14 protein-coding genes, 1 pseudogene and 1 riboswitch are annotated in these 14552 nt (G+C 69.3%); of the genes and pseudogenes, 5 read left to right on the top strand and 10 right to left on the bottom strand.

All coding sequences use genetic code 11. The features are described from left to right. Window positions 1-284, bottom strand: a pseudogene (locus ACXJKG_RS12630) (glycoside hydrolase); the annotation flags it as partial. 92 nt (window positions 285-376) lie between these two features. After that, window positions 377-572, bottom strand: a riboswitch (cyclic di-AMP (ydaO/yuaA leader). A gap of 270 nt (window positions 573-842) precedes the next feature. Continuing rightward, on the bottom strand, window positions 843-1547 hold the full coding sequence (locus ACXJKG_RS12625; RefSeq protein WP_456846108.1) for a metal-dependent transcriptional regulator: 705 nt from the start codon (window positions 1545-1547) through the stop codon (window positions 843-845). A gap of 136 nt (window positions 1548-1683) precedes the next feature. Between ACXJKG_RS12625 and serC the strand changes: the two genes are divergently transcribed. After that, a complete protein-coding gene (gene serC / locus ACXJKG_RS12620) occupies window positions 1684-2817 on the top strand; it encodes a phosphoserine transaminase (RefSeq protein WP_456846107.1) in 1134 nt (377 codons plus the stop codon). Window positions 2818-2901: 84 nt separating this feature from the next. Here serC and ACXJKG_RS12615 read toward each other — a convergent pair whose 3' ends face one another. The 6 genes from ACXJKG_RS12615 to ACXJKG_RS12590 form a co-directional block, all read right to left on the bottom strand. After that, complete coding sequence (locus tag ACXJKG_RS12615; RefSeq protein ID WP_456846106.1) at window positions 2902-3621, bottom strand: peptidase; 720 nt, start codon at window positions 3619-3621, stop codon at window positions 2902-2904. A 116-nt stretch (window positions 3622-3737) separates the two neighbouring features. Next, window positions 3738-5555 carry a DUF4012 domain-containing protein gene (locus tag ACXJKG_RS12610; RefSeq protein ID WP_456846105.1) on the bottom strand — a complete coding sequence of 606 codons (1818 nt, stop codon included), beginning with the start codon at window positions 5553-5555 and terminating at the stop codon, window positions 3738-3740. A gap of 58 nt (window positions 5556-5613) precedes the next feature. After that, complete coding sequence (locus ACXJKG_RS12605; protein WP_456846104.1) at window positions 5614-6945, bottom strand: MFS transporter; 1332 nt, start codon at window positions 6943-6945, stop codon at window positions 5614-5616. Next, on the bottom strand, window positions 6942-7364 hold the full coding sequence (locus ACXJKG_RS12600) for a MarR family winged helix-turn-helix transcriptional regulator (RefSeq protein WP_456846103.1): 423 nt from the start codon (window positions 7362-7364) through the stop codon (window positions 6942-6944). The genes ACXJKG_RS12605 and ACXJKG_RS12600 overlap by 4 nt, the downstream gene beginning before the upstream one ends. 39 nt (window positions 7365-7403) lie before the next feature. Beyond that, window positions 7404-7697, bottom strand: a complete 294-nt coding sequence (locus ACXJKG_RS12595; RefSeq protein ID WP_456846102.1) for a CAP domain-containing protein — start codon at window positions 7695-7697, stop codon at window positions 7404-7406. A 27-nt stretch (window positions 7698-7724) separates the two neighbouring features. After that, a complete protein-coding gene (locus ACXJKG_RS12590; RefSeq protein WP_456846101.1) occupies window positions 7725-9050 on the bottom strand; it encodes a UDP-glucose dehydrogenase family protein in 1326 nt (441 codons plus the stop codon). 99 nt (window positions 9051-9149) lie between these two features. Here ACXJKG_RS12590 and ACXJKG_RS12585 point away from each other — a divergent pair, with 99 nt between their 5' ends. Next, the gene (locus tag ACXJKG_RS12585) at window positions 9150-9584 is read left to right on the top strand and encodes a VanZ family protein (protein WP_456846100.1); all 435 of its coding nucleotides are present in this window, start codon (window positions 9150-9152) and stop codon (window positions 9582-9584) included. A 118-nt stretch (window positions 9585-9702) separates the two neighbouring features. Further along, window positions 9703-10761 carry a pseudaminic acid synthase gene (gene pseI / locus ACXJKG_RS12580; RefSeq protein ID WP_456846099.1) on the top strand — a complete coding sequence of 353 codons (1059 nt, stop codon included), beginning with the start codon at window positions 9703-9705 and terminating at the stop codon, window positions 10759-10761. 10 nt (window positions 10762-10771) lie between these two features. On the opposite strand, the gene ACXJKG_RS12575 is transcribed toward pseI, so the two are convergent. After that, complete coding sequence (locus ACXJKG_RS12575) at window positions 10772-12220, bottom strand: GNAT family N-acetyltransferase (RefSeq protein WP_456846098.1); 1449 nt, start codon at window positions 12218-12220, stop codon at window positions 10772-10774. Further along, complete coding sequence (locus ACXJKG_RS12570; RefSeq protein ID WP_456846097.1) at window positions 12220-12978, bottom strand: cytidylyltransferase domain-containing protein; 759 nt, start codon at window positions 12976-12978, stop codon at window positions 12220-12222. Before ACXJKG_RS12570 ends, ACXJKG_RS12575 begins: the two co-directional genes overlap by 1 nt. Before the next feature lie 89 nt (window positions 12979-13067). Between ACXJKG_RS12570 and pseB the strand changes: the two genes are divergently transcribed. Together pseB and ACXJKG_RS12560 are read left to right on the top strand one after the other, a co-directional pair. After that, window positions 13068-14051: a UDP-N-acetylglucosamine 4,6-dehydratase (inverting) gene (gene pseB, locus ACXJKG_RS12565; RefSeq protein ID WP_456846096.1), complete on the top strand. Its 984-nt coding sequence runs from the start codon at window positions 13068-13070 to the stop codon at window positions 14049-14051. 10 nt (window positions 14052-14061) lie between these two features. Further along, on the top strand, window positions 14062-14552 hold a 491-nt coding region (locus tag ACXJKG_RS12560), incomplete at its 3' end, for an aminotransferase class I/II-fold pyridoxal phosphate-dependent enzyme (protein WP_456846095.1).

Genomic DNA, 14552 nt, shown 5'->3' with positions numbered 1-14552 from the left:
GTGCTGCGCGAGGCAGCGGCCTTGACCTTGACCGGCGGCGGGGGCGGCGGGGGCGTCTCGGCCGTGACGGCCGGGACGTCGATGGTCCAGGCGGCGTCGGCCGGAGCCGTCACGACCGGAGCGGTGTCGAGGACGGCACGCGCCGACGCGGTCAGCGCGGCGGTGTCGACGGCGGGCAGGGCCCCCGTCTCACCCGGCGAGGCGCTGGCCGGCGAGCCGAGCATCGAGACGACGAGTCCCGACGATGCGGCGACGACAGCAGTACGGCGTCCGACGGTTCCCATCTGACCCGTCGCTGCAGCTGCAAGCTCGGTCAGTGGCGTCGAAGGACGGCGCGCCGCACGATGGCGGGCGCGAGTGGTGCTCACGGTCACGCGTTGCCTCTCCTGATGCCTACGAGGTCAGCTGTCGGGTTCGGGTGGGAGAACACCCGGCCGTGTCCCCGATCGAGATCGGATCTCCGGCTTCACCCCAAGGACACCGAACTTCCGGTGCCCGCAATTGGGTCCCCCGCCCCTGCCGGCGGATAGTGCGAACCTCGCGGCGGCGGCAGGGTTAGGCGTTCCGCTCGAGGGCTTCTCTGGAGGAGGGTTCCGGGGAAGCAGGTCGAACGTACAGGACACCCGCGGCGATTGTCACGTTCCGATCACGGAAAGTGTCGTTCTTGTTGGACGGACGTCCTGTACCACATGCCGCGCCGTGGTGGTGACCTGCAAAGACGCCGATCAGCCCCGTGGGAGCGCGCGCACAAGTCACCCGCACGGCCGTCCGGAAGATAACGACGGGTTCGTACCGAACTCTCCCAGGAGGCTCCCAGAGGCCTCACAGACCGCTCGGAGCGTTCAGCGGGTCCCGACGAAGATGTGCCGGGCGACGTCCTCGGGCAGGTCCAGCACGGTGTCCGAGCCGGGTGTCGACACCGTCACGACGCCGTCGGCCCGCTCGATCACGATCTCCTGGTGCGGCAGCACGCCGGCCTCCGCCAGCCGCGAGAGCAGCTCGACGTCCACCTGCAGCGGCTCCGCGATGCGCGCCACGACGGCCCGCTCGACGCCGTCGTCGCCCCGCGCTCCGCGGTAGATGACCAGCGACGTCACGCCGTCGAGGAAGCTCTCCCGCGTGGTCTCCTCGCCGATCTCCCCGAGCCCCGGGATGGGGTTGCCGTAGGGGTCGAAGTGCGGGTGGTCGAGCAGCGACGCGAGGCGCTTCTCCACCCGCTCGCTCATCACGTGCTCCCAGCGGCAGGCCTCCTCGTGGACGTACGGCCACTCCAGGCCGATCACGTCGGTGAGGAGGCGCTCCGCGAGGCGGTGCTTGCGCATGACGCGCACGGCCTTGTCGTGCCCCAGCTCGGTCAGCTCGAGGTGGCGGTCACCGGTGACGACGACGAGGCCGTCCCGCTCCATGCGCGCGACCGTCTGGGACACCGTGGGACCGGAGTGGCCCAAGCGCTCGGCGATGCGGGCGCGCAGGGGGGTGATGCCTTCCTCGGTGAGCTCGTAGACCGTCTTGAGGTACATCTCCGTCGTGTCGATCAGGTCGCTCACTGCATGGCCTCCCGCGTCGCGTCATCGTGCGCAGGCGTCCGCCCCGGTCGATCGTGGGGGGCGGGCGGCTGCGCTGGTGCACAGRTTAGTTGGTCGMRCCGACRGCCGGGGSCCSSSACSGCCTATCCTCGGCCWCGTGCCYGMYGCYCACGASATCACSATCCCCGCGCACCTGCTGCCSKCGGACGGCCGCTTCGGYTCCGGCCCSTCSAAGATCCGSCRGGCCCAGGTCGACGCGCTGGCCGGTCCCGCSGCCGCSCTGCTCGGCACGTCCCACCGCCAGGCCCCCGTCCGCGCGCTGGTCGGCCGGGTCCGCGCCGGGCTCGCCGCGCTGCTCGACCTGCCGGACGGCTACGAGATCGTGCTGGGCAACGGGGGCTCCACCCTCTTCTGGGACGTCGCGACGCTGTGCCTGATCGAGGACCGCGCGGCGTTCGGCACGTTCGGCGAGTTCGGGGCCAAGTTCGCGGCCGCCGCGACCCGCGCACCGTTCATCGGCGAGCCCGTGGTCACGTCGGTCGCGCCCGGCGGCGTCGCGGTGCCCGTCCTCGCCGACGGCGTCGACACCTACGCGTGGCCGCACAACGAGACGTCGACCGGCGTCGTCGCGCCCGTGCGCCGGGTGGCCGGCTCGCGCGAGCAGGGGGCGCTCGTCGTGGTCGACGGCACGTCCGGCGCCGGCGGGCTCGCCGTCGACGTCGCGCAGACCGACGTCTACTACTTCGCGCCGCAGAAGTCGTTCGCCTCCGACGGGGGCCTCTGGCTCGCCGCCGCCTCCCCCGCGGCCGTCGAGCGCGCCGAACGGATCGAGGCGAGCGGGCGCTGGATCCCGGAGTCGCTGTCGTTCAGCACGGCGGTGAGCAACTCGCGGCTCGACCAGACCCTCAACACCCCGGCCGTCGCGACGCTCGTGCTCCTGGCCGAGCAGCTCGACTGGATCCTCGGCAACGGCGGCCTGCCGTGGGCCGCCCAGCGCACCGCGACGTCGGCGGGGCACCTCTACGGCTGGGCGGACTCGCGGGACTGGGCGACCCCGTTCGTCGCCGACCCCGCGCTGCGCTCGAACGTCGTCGGCACCATCGACCTGGACCCCGAGATCGAGGCCCCGACGGTCGCGCGCGTCCTGCGGACCCACGGCGTGGTCGACGTCGAGCCGTACCGCAAGCTGGGCCGCAACCAGCTGCGCGTCGCCATGTACCCCGCCGTGGAGCCCGACGACGTGCTGGCCCTCACCGCGTGCATCGACTCCGTGGTGGACCAGCTCTCCTAGCTTTACGGGCCCAGCCCGAAAATGACGGACGCCCGCCCCCCGCGGTCAGCACGGGGGGCGGGCGCCTGTCGTCGGACTAGCCGCTCAGTAGGACGTGCGGCGGCGGCGGGCGATCGCCACCAGCGCGACGACCAGAGCACCGACGACAATGAGTCCGGCACCCGCGATCACGAGCGGGCCGGCGTCAGACCCGGTGGAGGAGAGGACTGCCGCCTCGGAGTTGCTGGCAGGCTCCGGGTTGTCGGCGAGCACCTCCTCCTCGTCCGGGGGGTTGGTGAGGCAGGTCGGGCTCGACGGCGGGTACGCCACCGTCACGGTCGCCTCCGGGTTCACCTGGAACAGCACGTTCACGTTGGGGCGCACCCAGTCGAACTCGTCGCCCTCGACCCACGTGCCGTCGGGCAGCTGCCGCCAGCCCGGCCAGTCGATGCCGTGGCCGTCAGGACCCTCGACGGCGCCCGGCCAGAGGACCGTGCCCGAGAGCGGCTGGTCGGCGTAGACGACGTTCGGGCCACCGGTGGGGTTGATCCAGGTGATGGTGACCTTGGTGTTGGGCGTTCCCTGGGCGTTGATGTCGTACCGGAGCTTCGGCACGTCCTTGTCGCAGACCGGGGTCAGCGTGTGGACGGAGAGCTGGCACACCTGGGGCACGCCGTACGCGTCCTGCGGCTGCAGGCAGCCGTAGACGACCGGGCTGGGCGCCGGCGACGGGTCAACTGCTGCCGCGTTGGACGGCAGGGCGCCCCCGAGGCCTACTAGGACCGCGATGAGCGCGACGAGCGCGCCGCGGATGAATCTGGCCATGATGGGATCGCCCCCGTCTAGGAATCGGACATTTCGGATTCATTGTGGACCGCGATGACTCGATCAGCAGTCGCTTCAGTGGGTGATTTAGTCCGAAGTGCCCGTTTCACCCGATCTCAGCACGAGGCGCTGACGAAGCCCGGGCTGGTCAGGGTGGGTGTGGTCCAGACGGACACGGCGCCGTGCCGGACGGGCACGGTGACGCGGTAAGTCTCGGTGGCCCCCGGCGTCAGGGTCGATGTGACCACCTGGACGTCGCGACCCGCGACGGTGGCGGTGGTGCCGGAGACGAAGCCGTCGCCCAGGCCCAGCGACTGCAGGGGCGCCCCGACGGGGGCGTAGACCGAGATGTTGGTCACGAGGTCGCCCGCGGGCAGCCCGGTCTTGGCCGTCCCGGTCACGTACTCCGGCAGCGACGCGACGTCGGCCGGCGGCTTGTACTGGAGGTCGAGCCGGACCGTCGCGGTCGGGTCGGCGCCCGTGCACTTCAGGTCCTCGATGGTGAGCTTCGTCTTGAGGTAGTAGTCGAGCTTGCCGGCGGTGCCGTCGTTGAGGAACACCCCGGAGGCGTCGCCGAACTTCYCGGTGAGGAACGCGGCGCCGACGGTGGTGCCGGCGAGCGTCGCCTGCTCCTTCGGGTTCGCCGACCAGATCCGGATGCGGCCCTCGGTGCCGGCCCTCGCGAGCGCGGACACGAGCCCGTGCGGGTCGCCCTGGCCGGCGCCGACCGCCTTGAAGATCGACGCGGCCACCCCGGCGTAGAACCCGTCGGCGTCGGCCGGGTCGGCGTACTTGCGGTACGAGTCGCGCAGCAGCACCTGCAGCACGTCCGCGGCGTCGATCTTGGACCCGCCGGGCTCGGTCACCGGACCGGTCGCCTTGAGCGCGTACCGGGCGCCCACGGGGTCGGCGGCGATGACGCCGTCCACCTTCTGGCCCATGTCCCGCTCCCAGCGGGCCGCGAGCAGCTGGGCGCTGCGCGGGAACTCCGGAGTGATCACCGCGTCCTGCACCCACCGGCCCAGCCGGTCGGTGTCGACGGCGAGCTCCTCGTCGGTGAGCGGCAGGATCGAGGTGTCGATGCCCTTGAGGTCGATGGTCGAGCGCTGGTCGGTGAGCGTGACGGCGCCGTTCTCCGCGTGCAGCACCGCGAACGCGCCGACGATGCCGCCCGCGCTGCGCAGCTCGGCGGAGTTCAGCGAGACCAGCAGGTAGGTGCGCGGTCCGTCGGCGCCGAGCATCGGCGGGAGCAGCGTGGCCACCTGCGCGCCGGCGTCGAGGGCACCGGTCACCTGGTCGAGCCCGTCCTTGAGCTGGCCGACCGGTCCGACCAGCGGCCCGGCCAGCTGGTCGACGTCGATCGTGGCCACTGCGGCCTGGGCCGTGTGCGCGCTGTCCGCGGCGGCGATGACGGCGGGACCGGCGGCGACCAGGGGCGCCAGGTCGATGCGTCCGTCGGCGGTCCGCACGCTCGGGGTCTCGAGCACGTCGTTGAGCTTGACGACCGCGGGCAGTGCGTCGCGCGTGACGTCGTCGAGCGACACGGACACCACGCGGACCGCGGTGAGGTTGGGGCCCAGGCCGGGGACGATCTCGGCGACGCGCCAGACCGGGTCGTTCGTCGCCTTGCGGGCGGTCGCCAGGTCCTTCTGGACCTGCGGCAGCTTCGCCTCGATCTGTGCCGTGTTGCCCGCGTCGAGCTGCGTCTTGAGGTCCGTGAACACGGACTTCGCCGACATCAGCGCTTCCTCCGCCTGCAGCCCGCGGTAGACCAGCCAGCAGCCGGCGACGAAGAGGAGCGCGAGAAGGATGAGGATGCCGCCGACGATGCGCCGGGCGGTCCGGTGGCGCCGCCGACCCGGGCGCGGTTCGGGGTCGAGCTCGTCGTCCGGGCTCGCGTGAGGCGTCGCCGGTTCGTCGATGGTCGCGCTCACCCGGCGATCGTGACATGTCGGACATAGCGCCCGACATGGTTGTCGGCGCTATTCACCCTCATGCAGCGGTCTGGCGGTCCGCGGCTTCCTGGGCTCCGAGGCGGGCGGCGGTCTCGACGCGCCGGTCGAGCACCGGCGGGTGGACCACCTCGAGGTGGGGCCGGCTGCGCACGTGGTACCGCACGGTGACGTCCCACTTCTTCCACGCCCACAGGGCGGCGCCGGTGGCGACGAGCAGCGCGGTGATCGACCCGATGCCGATGGCCCAGCGCGGGCCGTAGGTCTGACCGATCCACCCGACGATGGGCGAACCGATGGGCGTCGCGCCCAGGAACACCATCATGTAGAGGGCCATCACGCGCCCCCGGACGGCGGGGTCGGTGCTCATCTGGATGGTCGCGTTGGCGGCGGTCATCATGGTCAGCGACGCCAGGCCCACCGGGATGCAGGCGATCGCGAACGACAGGTACGTGGGCATCAGGGCCATCACGCCGGTCGCGATGCCGAAGCCGAACGCCGCCCCGATCACCAGCCGCACCCGCGGCCGCTCGCGCCGGGCGGCCAGCAGCGCCCCGGTCAGCGACCCGATGGCCAGCACCGACCCGAGGATCCCGTACTCCCCCGCGCCCCGGCCGAACTCGGTGCGCGCCATCATCGCGCTGGTCAGCTGGAAGTTGAGGCCGAACGTGGACACCACGCCGACGACCACCATGATGACGAGGATGTCGCTGCGCCCGCGGACGTAGGCCAGCCCCTCGCGCAGCTGCCCCTTGGCGCGCGTCGTCGTCGGCATCGGGCTCAGCTCGGAGGTGCGCATCCGGGTCAGCGAGAAGATCGTCGCGCCGAACGTCACCGCGTTGATGATGAACACCCAGCCGGTGCCGACGGCCGCGATGAGCAGCCCCGCGACACCCGGACCGATCAGGCGGGCGGCGTTGAAGCTCGCGCTGTTCAGCCCGACCGCGTTCGACAGCTTGGACGCCGGGACCAGCTCCGCGACGAACGTCTGCCGCACGGGCCCGTCGATCGCGGTCACGCAGCCGAGGGCCAGCGCGAACAGGTACACCTGCCACAGCTGCGCGTGACCGGACAGCACGAGGACGCCGAGCCCGCCGGCGAGGATCCCCTGCCCGACCTGCGTGGCCATGAGGAGCTTGCGCCGGTCCACCCGGTCCGCCAGCAGCCCCGCGTACGGGGACAGGAAGAGCACGGGCGCGAACTGCAGCGCGGTGGTGATGCCGACGGCCACGCCGGACTCGTTGGTGAGCTCGGTGAGGACCAGCCAGTCCTGGGCCACCCGCTGCATCCAGGTGCCGACGTTCGCCACGAGAGCCCCGGCGAACCAGAGCCGGTAGTTCCGGAACTTCAGCGACGAGAACGTGGGACTCATGAAGCGGCGATCCTCCGGAGGAGCTCGGCGGCGTCGGCGAGCAGCGTGCGCTCGTCCTTGCTCATCTGGCCCAACCGGTCCGCCAGCCAGGCGTCGCGTCGTCTGCGGGTCTCGCGGACCTCGGCGACACCGTCGTCGGTGAGGCTCACGACGACCTGCCGCCCGTCCGTCGGGTGCTCCGCCTTGGCGACCAGGCCCAGCTCCACCAGCGAGTTGACCGTGCGGGTCATGCTGGGCGGCTGGATCCGCTCGCGCTCGGCCAGCTGGCCGGGGGTCAGCGGACCCTCCTTGGTGAGCCACGCGAGGACCGTGAACTGCGGGTCCGTCAGGCCGGCCTCGCCCCGCTCCGCGCGGATGCGGCGCGACGCACGGCCGATGGCGATGCGGAGATCGCCGGCGAGGTCGCGGGGGGTGGGCATGTTGTTACCTTAGATCATTACCTTGCGTAATGAAAGTTCTCAGCTCCCGAGGAACACCTGCGAGCAGCGCATCTCGTCGCCGTCGARCAGGCAGCCGATGCCGACCTGCTGGAGCGTCGGGTCGAGCAGGTTGGCGCGATGGCCCGACGAACCCAGCCAGGCGTCGACCACGTCGTGCGGGGTCGCGGCGGCGCGGACCAGGTTCTCGGAGACGAGCTCGGCCGCGTACGCGGTCGGGTCAGCTCCGTCGGCCGACCACGGCTGCAGCGCCGTTCCGGACGGGCGCTGAACCAGGTAGATCGCGACCGCGGCGAGCACGACGCCCGCCGCCACGAGCCCAGCCAGCCCTGCGTGGCACGGTCAGGGACGCCCCAGCGCGCGATAGGTCCAGCCGGCGGCGCGCCACGTCGCGGGGTGCAGCACGTTGCGACCGTCAAGGATGCGGCGGTGCGCGACCACGGCAGCAAGGGCGTCCGGCTCGATGTCGCGGTACTCCTCCCACTCGGTCGCAAGAAGGACGACGTCCGCATCCCTTGCAGCCTCGAGAGCGGTGTCGGCGAAGTGCAGGTCCGGCCACTTGGCCCGAGCGTTCGCAACAGCCTGGGGATCGGTCACTGTCACGTGCGCACCCTGAAGCTGCATCTGCGCCGCGACCGAGAGCGCCGGAGAGTCACGAACGTCGTCAGAGTCTGGCTTGAACGAGGCACCGAGCACCGCGACACGACGGCCGACGATCGATCCGTGGCACACCTCACGCGCCAGGTCGACCATCCGGACCCGCCGGCGCATGTTGATGGAGTCGACCTCACGGAGGAAGGACAAGGCATCGCTCACGCCGAGCTCACCCGCCCGCGCCATGAAGGCTCGGATGTCCTTGGGCAGGCAGCCCCCGCCGAAGCCGAGACCGGCGTTGAGGAACCTGCGACCGATCCGCGCGTCGTATCCGATCGCATCGGCCAGCCGCGTGACATCCGCCCCCGTCGACTCGCACAGCTCCGCCATGGCGTTGATGAAGGAGATCTTGGTGGCCAGGAACGAGTTCGCGGCCACCTTGACCAGCTGTGCGGTCGCGTAGTCGGTGACGACCAGCGGTGTCTCTTCGGACAACGGGGTGGCGTACACCTCGTCGAGCACGGAACGAGCCTTGCTGCCCTCCGAGGTCGGCTCGCCGTCCTCGTCCGTCGGCAGGCCGTAGACGAGACGGTCCGGGTGCAAGGTGTCCTCGACCGCGAACCCTTCGCGCAGGAACTCGGGGTTCCACACGAGAACGGCCCCCGTTGCCGAGATGGCCTCGGCGATAGCCTCGGCGGTCCCCACGGGAACGGTCGACTTGCCGGCGACGACGTCGCCAGACCGCAGGTGCGGCAGGAGCGCCTCGACCGCCGCGTTCACGTACGTGAGGTCCGCCCGGAACTCGCCGTGCACCTGCGGCGTGCCCACACAGATGAAGTGGACGTCCGCGCCGGCGGCGTCGGCGATGTCCGTGCTGAAGGTCAACCGACCGGTCGCACCGACCGCTGTCAGGAGCTCAGGCAGCCCGGGCTCGAAGAACGGAGCACGCCCTGCGCGTAGCGCCTCGACCTTCCGCAGGTCGACGTCGATGCCGATGACGTCGTGTCCGAGCTGGGCCATGCTGGCGGCGTGAACCGCGCCGAGGTACCCACAACCGATGACTGAGAGACGCACGAGATATCACTCCAGGTGGTATCAGGAAGCGCCGACTATATCGTCCGAAACGTCGCATAACCTGGCCCGATGCGGGTGATACCTCGGGGGCGACGGGTGGTGTTCGCCCTCTTCGTCGTGTATCTCGCGGCGGTGGCCGCGATCACCCTCTCCCCCGCGCCGGCGCCGGACGAGACGCTCGGCTTCGTGCGCGCAGCGGTCACTTGGCTCAACGCGCACGGCATCGATGTCACATACAACGGCGTGGAGTTTGTCGCGAACATCGTCATGTTCGTGCCGTTCGGAGTACTCGTGGGTCGGCTCTGGCCAAAGCGACGTTGGTGGCAGGTTGTCGTCTTCGCCGCGTGCGTCTCGATCGCGATCGAGATCGCACAAGGCCTGTTCTTGCCCAGCCGGGTCGCTGACGTTCGCGACGTCGTCGCGAACACAATGGGTGGAGTGATCGGAATCGCGGTCCTTCGCAGCGCCCTCACCGTTCGCCCGACGAAGGTCGTGTCGAGCGGTGACCTTGCTGCACCGACCCTGCTCGACTGACCGGGGTCGCCCTCGAACGCGATCCGTGTCAATGCGTCTGGCGGCTTACCCTTGTCCGCGCGAGCCGAATCCAACGGCTGCGCACCGACGGCACTGGCCGCTGCCGCGAAAGGCGCACATGACTCTCGATCGATCCGTCCACATCGGCGACCACGGCGTGGGCACGGCTCACCGACCTTTCGTCGTCGCCGAGATGTCCGGCAACCACAACGGCGACTTGGGCAGAGCCTTGTCGATCGTCGATGCCATCGCGGACTCAGGCGCCCAGGCCGTCAAGCTGCAGACCTACACAGCAGACACCATCACCCTCGACGTCGACACTCCGGCCTTCCAGGTCTCGGAAGGACACGACCTGTGGGGCGGTAGGAACCTGTACCAGCTTTACAACGAAGCTCACACACCCTGGGAATGGCACGCCCCGATCTTCGAGCGGGCCCGCGAGCGAGGGCTTGTCGCCTTCTCGAGTCCTTTCGACGACACCGCGGTCGACCTCCTTGAGGACCTGGGCGCCCCCGTCTACAAGATCGCATCGCTGGAGATCGGAGACATCGCGCTGCTCCGCAGGGTCGCGCGGACGGGGAAGCCCGTGATCCTCTCCACCGGGGCCGCAGATGTCGCGGATATCGACCTCGCCGTGCGGACAATCCGCGCCGAAGGCAACGAGGACGTGGTCGTTCTGGCTTGCACCTCGTCGTATCCGGCGTCACCGGCGGAGTCCAACCTGCGCTCCATCCCAGTCATCAGGGACACGTTCGATGTCGTCGTCGGCCTGTCGGACCACACACCCGGCATTGGGGCAGCCGTGGCCGGCGTCGCCCTGGGAGCATGCCTCGTCGAGAAGCACGTCACCCTTGCTCGAGCTGACGGCGGAGTTGATTCGGACTTCTCACTCGAGCCACATGAGTTGCGGGCGTTGGTCGAGGAGACGGAGCGAGCGTGGCTGGCGGTCGGCGAGGTTCGTCTCCAGCCGACCGCAGGTGAGACCGAGAGCCGGYGACTACGACGTTCCTTGTTCGTGGTTTCCGACGTCCGTGCGGGCGACCCCGTCACGGCGGCCAACGTGCGGTCCATTCGGCCTGGGGGAGGGCTCGAGCCCGTCTACCTCGACACAGTTCTGGGCCGCACGTTCCGGACGGATGCGACCCGAGGCACCCCGCTGACGTGGGACCTCATCTGATCTGGATWGCTCACGGTCGGTGGAATGTGAGCAATCCATCCTTCCGAGTCTCGCGGATTGGGCGATAGCCGGCGGCGACGAAGAGTCGGACGGAGGCTTCGTTCTCTGGCCTGATGCACGCACGGATACTCGGCATCGCCCCCGGCCGGCCGCGCAAATACGCCTCCCCGGCGGACAGGACCAGGCGTCCCAGCCCCCGGCCTCGCGCGACCGGGGCCAATGTCAGCGAGACCTCCACAACCTCGGGCGCCTCCTTGTCGAAGCGCACGGTCCCCACGGGCACCCCGCCGTGCTCGGCGACAAGAAGGAGCCGATCAGGGTCGCTGAGAATGGCAGCGAACCATGCGTCGTGCTCTCGGCGGTTGACCTCGCCGGTGGCACGCGATGCCGATCGACTCGCGGGGTCGTTTCGCCACTCGAGCAAGAGGTCGCCGTCGTCTTGGCGCGCGCGCCGCACTTGAACTCCGTCGGCATCACCCAGTAGCGCCGTCCACGCGTCGAGGATCCGGGAAGCACCGTCGCCGTCGACCAGCTGGCGCGAGCTCGCCGAAAGCCCGGCACGACGCCCCGGATCCGAGATGAGTTCGGAAACGAAGGCGGTCCCTGCGAACTCAGAAGATCGAACCTGCTCCAATGATCCGAGCCCGACGGCGATGCCGCATCGCATGGCCGCGTCATAACCCCGGAGCTGGTTGGCGGTCACGCAAATCATCGCCGTCGGCACGCCGATGGCGGCGAACTCCCACACCGACGTCCCAGCAGCTGTCACCACAAGTTCGTGCTCCAGGGCAATGTCCAGCAAGTCGCGACGAGGGCCCAACACACGGACCTCCGCTCCTCCAGCCGCTTCGGCGAGCGCATTCGAGTCGACGACACTCGACACCACGGTGATGAAGTGCGCACCGCCCTTCGCTGCCAGCCTGACGGCGTCGGTGGTGGCCCCGAATGGGTCGGTGCCGCCCATCACGACGAGTACTCCGCTCGCCCCAGGCGGCGCCACCGCTCGAAGCCGGCGCACCGAGGAGCGCATCGGCCCGTATCTCACGCCGAGCAGGGCCCGCCCGGAGCCGTCATCCGGTCGACCATCCGACTCCGCGCCAGGGGTGGGGTCGATGACCACATCGGCCGGCCGACGCCCGAAAGTCCCGTCCTCGACCGATGAGACGAGCACGTTGGCCGAGCCAGGCCGCACCGAGCGTTCGACCGCGTAACTGTCGATGTGCAGAACGTCCGCGCCGAGACCCACAGCCTGCTCGATCAGTTCTGACGATGCCAACGGCGGCGGGACGACCGGCACCCCGAGATCGTCAACAAACCCCCGTGCCAGTTCCACGTCGACCGACCCTGACATCGTCACTTGCCATCCCCGCTGAATCGCTGCTTCAGCGATAGCCAGGCTGCGCACGACGTGTCCCACGCCTTGGTCGGGTGCGGCGTCGCATCGAAGGACGAGGTGCATCAAGCCTCCTCAAGCGACTTCTGCCGAACGTCAGCATTCATTGCCACCAAGTCGGGCCGTCGACGGAGGAGGTGGACTACATCGCGCCAGCTTGCAGGTTCGTCGCCGAGCTCGGCCACAAGCGCGGAGAGGAGAGCGGCATCGGCCGGAGTGTCGAGGGTGACTCGGAGGTCGTGCGAGTCCGGCGAGGCGACTATCCCAAGGGTCCGGTACTCGCCGGGTACCGCGTAGAGGACGGAGGTGACATGCACTCGATGATGACCCTGAGCCCGGGCCGCGGCCGAGTCGAGCGCCGGGCGGGACAGCAACTCGACGTCCAGCCCGCGCGGGAGTGTGCGCACAAGGGTCGTCGCGACGTAGTCAAGCAAAGGGTCGGCGCGCCAGACCGCGACGACCTGCGAGATAAGAGAGGGATCGAGCATCGGACAATCCGCGGTGAGCCGAACGATCGCATCGGCGTGAGCCACGTCCGCCGCCAGCACGAACCGCGCTAGAACGTCGTCGAGCGAACCACGAACAACCGACACACCTAGGGCCTCCGCATGTTCGGCTACGACGTCATCACTCGGGTCGTCCGACGTCGCAACGAGGATATCGTCGAGCCCAACGGCCTCCCTGGCCGCGCGGACGACGCGGGCAAGTACCGAGTGACTCCCAAGCGGGAGAAGGACTTTGCCGGGGAGGCGCGACGAACTCGCTCGTGCCTGGATGATCGCGACGACGCGACGATCTGCCCTGGTCGGGGTCTGAGACTTCACACTCACTGTGACATGATGCTCTATCTCATCAGGCGCAGTTCACCGATGAGCGCCGAGCCCGCGAGCCCGATTCCACTGGAGTTACCTGTATGTCCATCTTTGCCGGTGCATCGATCTTCGTGACCGGAGGAACCGGCTCTTTTGGAAAGGCATTCCTCCGGGAGATCCTCGACAACCACGACCCTCGCCGGATCGTGGTCTTCAGTCGCGACGAACTCAAGCAGTACGAAGTTCGCCAGCAGTTCGGTGACGATCCTCGCATCCGATGGTTCCTCGGCGACATCCGCGATCGCGCCCGCCTGACGCGCGCGATGCACGGCGTTGACTACGTGGTGCACGCTGCCGCCCTCAAGCAGGTAGACACCGCTGAGTACAACCCGTTTGAGTTCGTCCAGACAAATGTCCAGGGCTCACAGAACGTGATCGACGCCGCGATCGACACAGGTGTGAAGAAGGTTGTCGCGCTCTCAACGGACAAGGCTTCGAGTCCGATTAATCTATATGGCGCGACCAAACTCTGCGGCGACCGGATGTTCGTGTCGGGAAACAATTATGCAGCTGCTTACGAGACGCGCTTCAGCGTCGTCCGGTATGGCAATGTGATGGGATCACGTGGATCCGTCATCCCGGTCTTCCGCCGACTCGCGGCGGAGGGCGCATCGCTGCCCATCACAGACATGCGGATGACTCGATTCTGGATCACGTTGCCCCAGGCCGTGAAGTTCGTCGTCGACTCGTTCGCCATGATGCAGGGTGGTGAACTTTATGTTCCGCGCATCCCGAGCATGAAGGTCACAGACCTTGCGCAGGCCGTCGCGCCGGGCGCTCGAATGCACGAGATCGGCATCCGTCCGGGCGAAAAGTTGCACGAGGAGATGATCGCGCCGGACGACTCGCGCCGCACCCTTCGACTGGATGATCGCTACGTCGTCATGCCCTACGTCGCTGGGTGGGGTTACACGCCGCCCGAGAACGGGTCGCCCGTCGACGACGGCTGGACGTACCGCTCCGACTCCAACGACCTCTGGCTCTCGCCGGACGAGCTGCGCGACCTCGTCGCCCGATATGCCTGAGGACCCCCGAATGCTGCCCTACGGACGACAGTCAATCGACGAGGCAGACGTCGAGGCCGTGGTGGCCACGCTGCGAAGTGACTGGTTGACGACGGGACCGGCCGTTGACGCATTCGAGCGCCGGCTCGCCGCCGTTGCTGGAGGCACCGCCGCGGTCAGTGTGACTTCGGGGACCGCCGCCCTGCACGTGGCATACGCGGCGGCTGGAGTCGGGCCCGGCGACGAAGTCGTGACCACACCGCTGACCTTTGTCGCGACGGCCGCCACCGCGGCCCTATTCGGTGCGACGGTCGTCTTCGCCGACGTCGAGCCGGACACGGGGAACTTGGACGTCGAGGCGGCCCGCGACGCGCTGTCCGACCGGACTCGCGTTGTCGCGGCGGTTGACTATGCCGGCATGCCCGCAAGTCCGGACGCGTTTCAGGCGCTAGCCCGGGAACACGACCTTCTGTTTCTCGAGGACGCCGCGCACTCGATCGGCTCGACCTGGAAAGGTCAGCC

The sequence above is a fragment of the Cellulomonas sp. P5_C6 genome, from assembly GCF_054049635.1.
The sequence above is the reverse complement of the archived record's forward strand: the minus strand, read 5'-3'. Positions and strand labels throughout refer to the sequence as shown.

What these genes read in the sequence shown, in the direction of transcription:
- ACXJKG_RS12615 (WP_456846106.1), bottom strand. Translation starts at nt 3,621, where the DNA reads ATGGCCAGATTCATCCGCGGCGCGCTCGTCGCGCTCATCGCGGTCCTA.
- ACXJKG_RS12605 (WP_456846104.1), bottom strand. Translation starts at nt 6,945, where the DNA reads ATGAGTCCCACGTTCTCGTCGCTGAAGTTCCGGAACTACCGGCTCTGG.
- ACXJKG_RS12600 (WP_456846103.1), bottom strand. Translation starts at nt 7,364, where the DNA reads ATGCCCACCCCCCGCGACCTCGCCGGCGATCTCCGCATCGCCATCGGC.
- ACXJKG_RS12575 (WP_456846098.1), bottom strand. Translation starts at nt 12,220, where the DNA reads ATGCACCTCGTCCTTCGATGCGACGCCGCACCCGACCAAGGCGTGGGA.
- pseB (WP_456846096.1), top strand. Translation starts at nt 13,068, where the DNA reads ATGTCCATCTTTGCCGGTGCATCGATCTTCGTGACCGGAGGAACCGGC.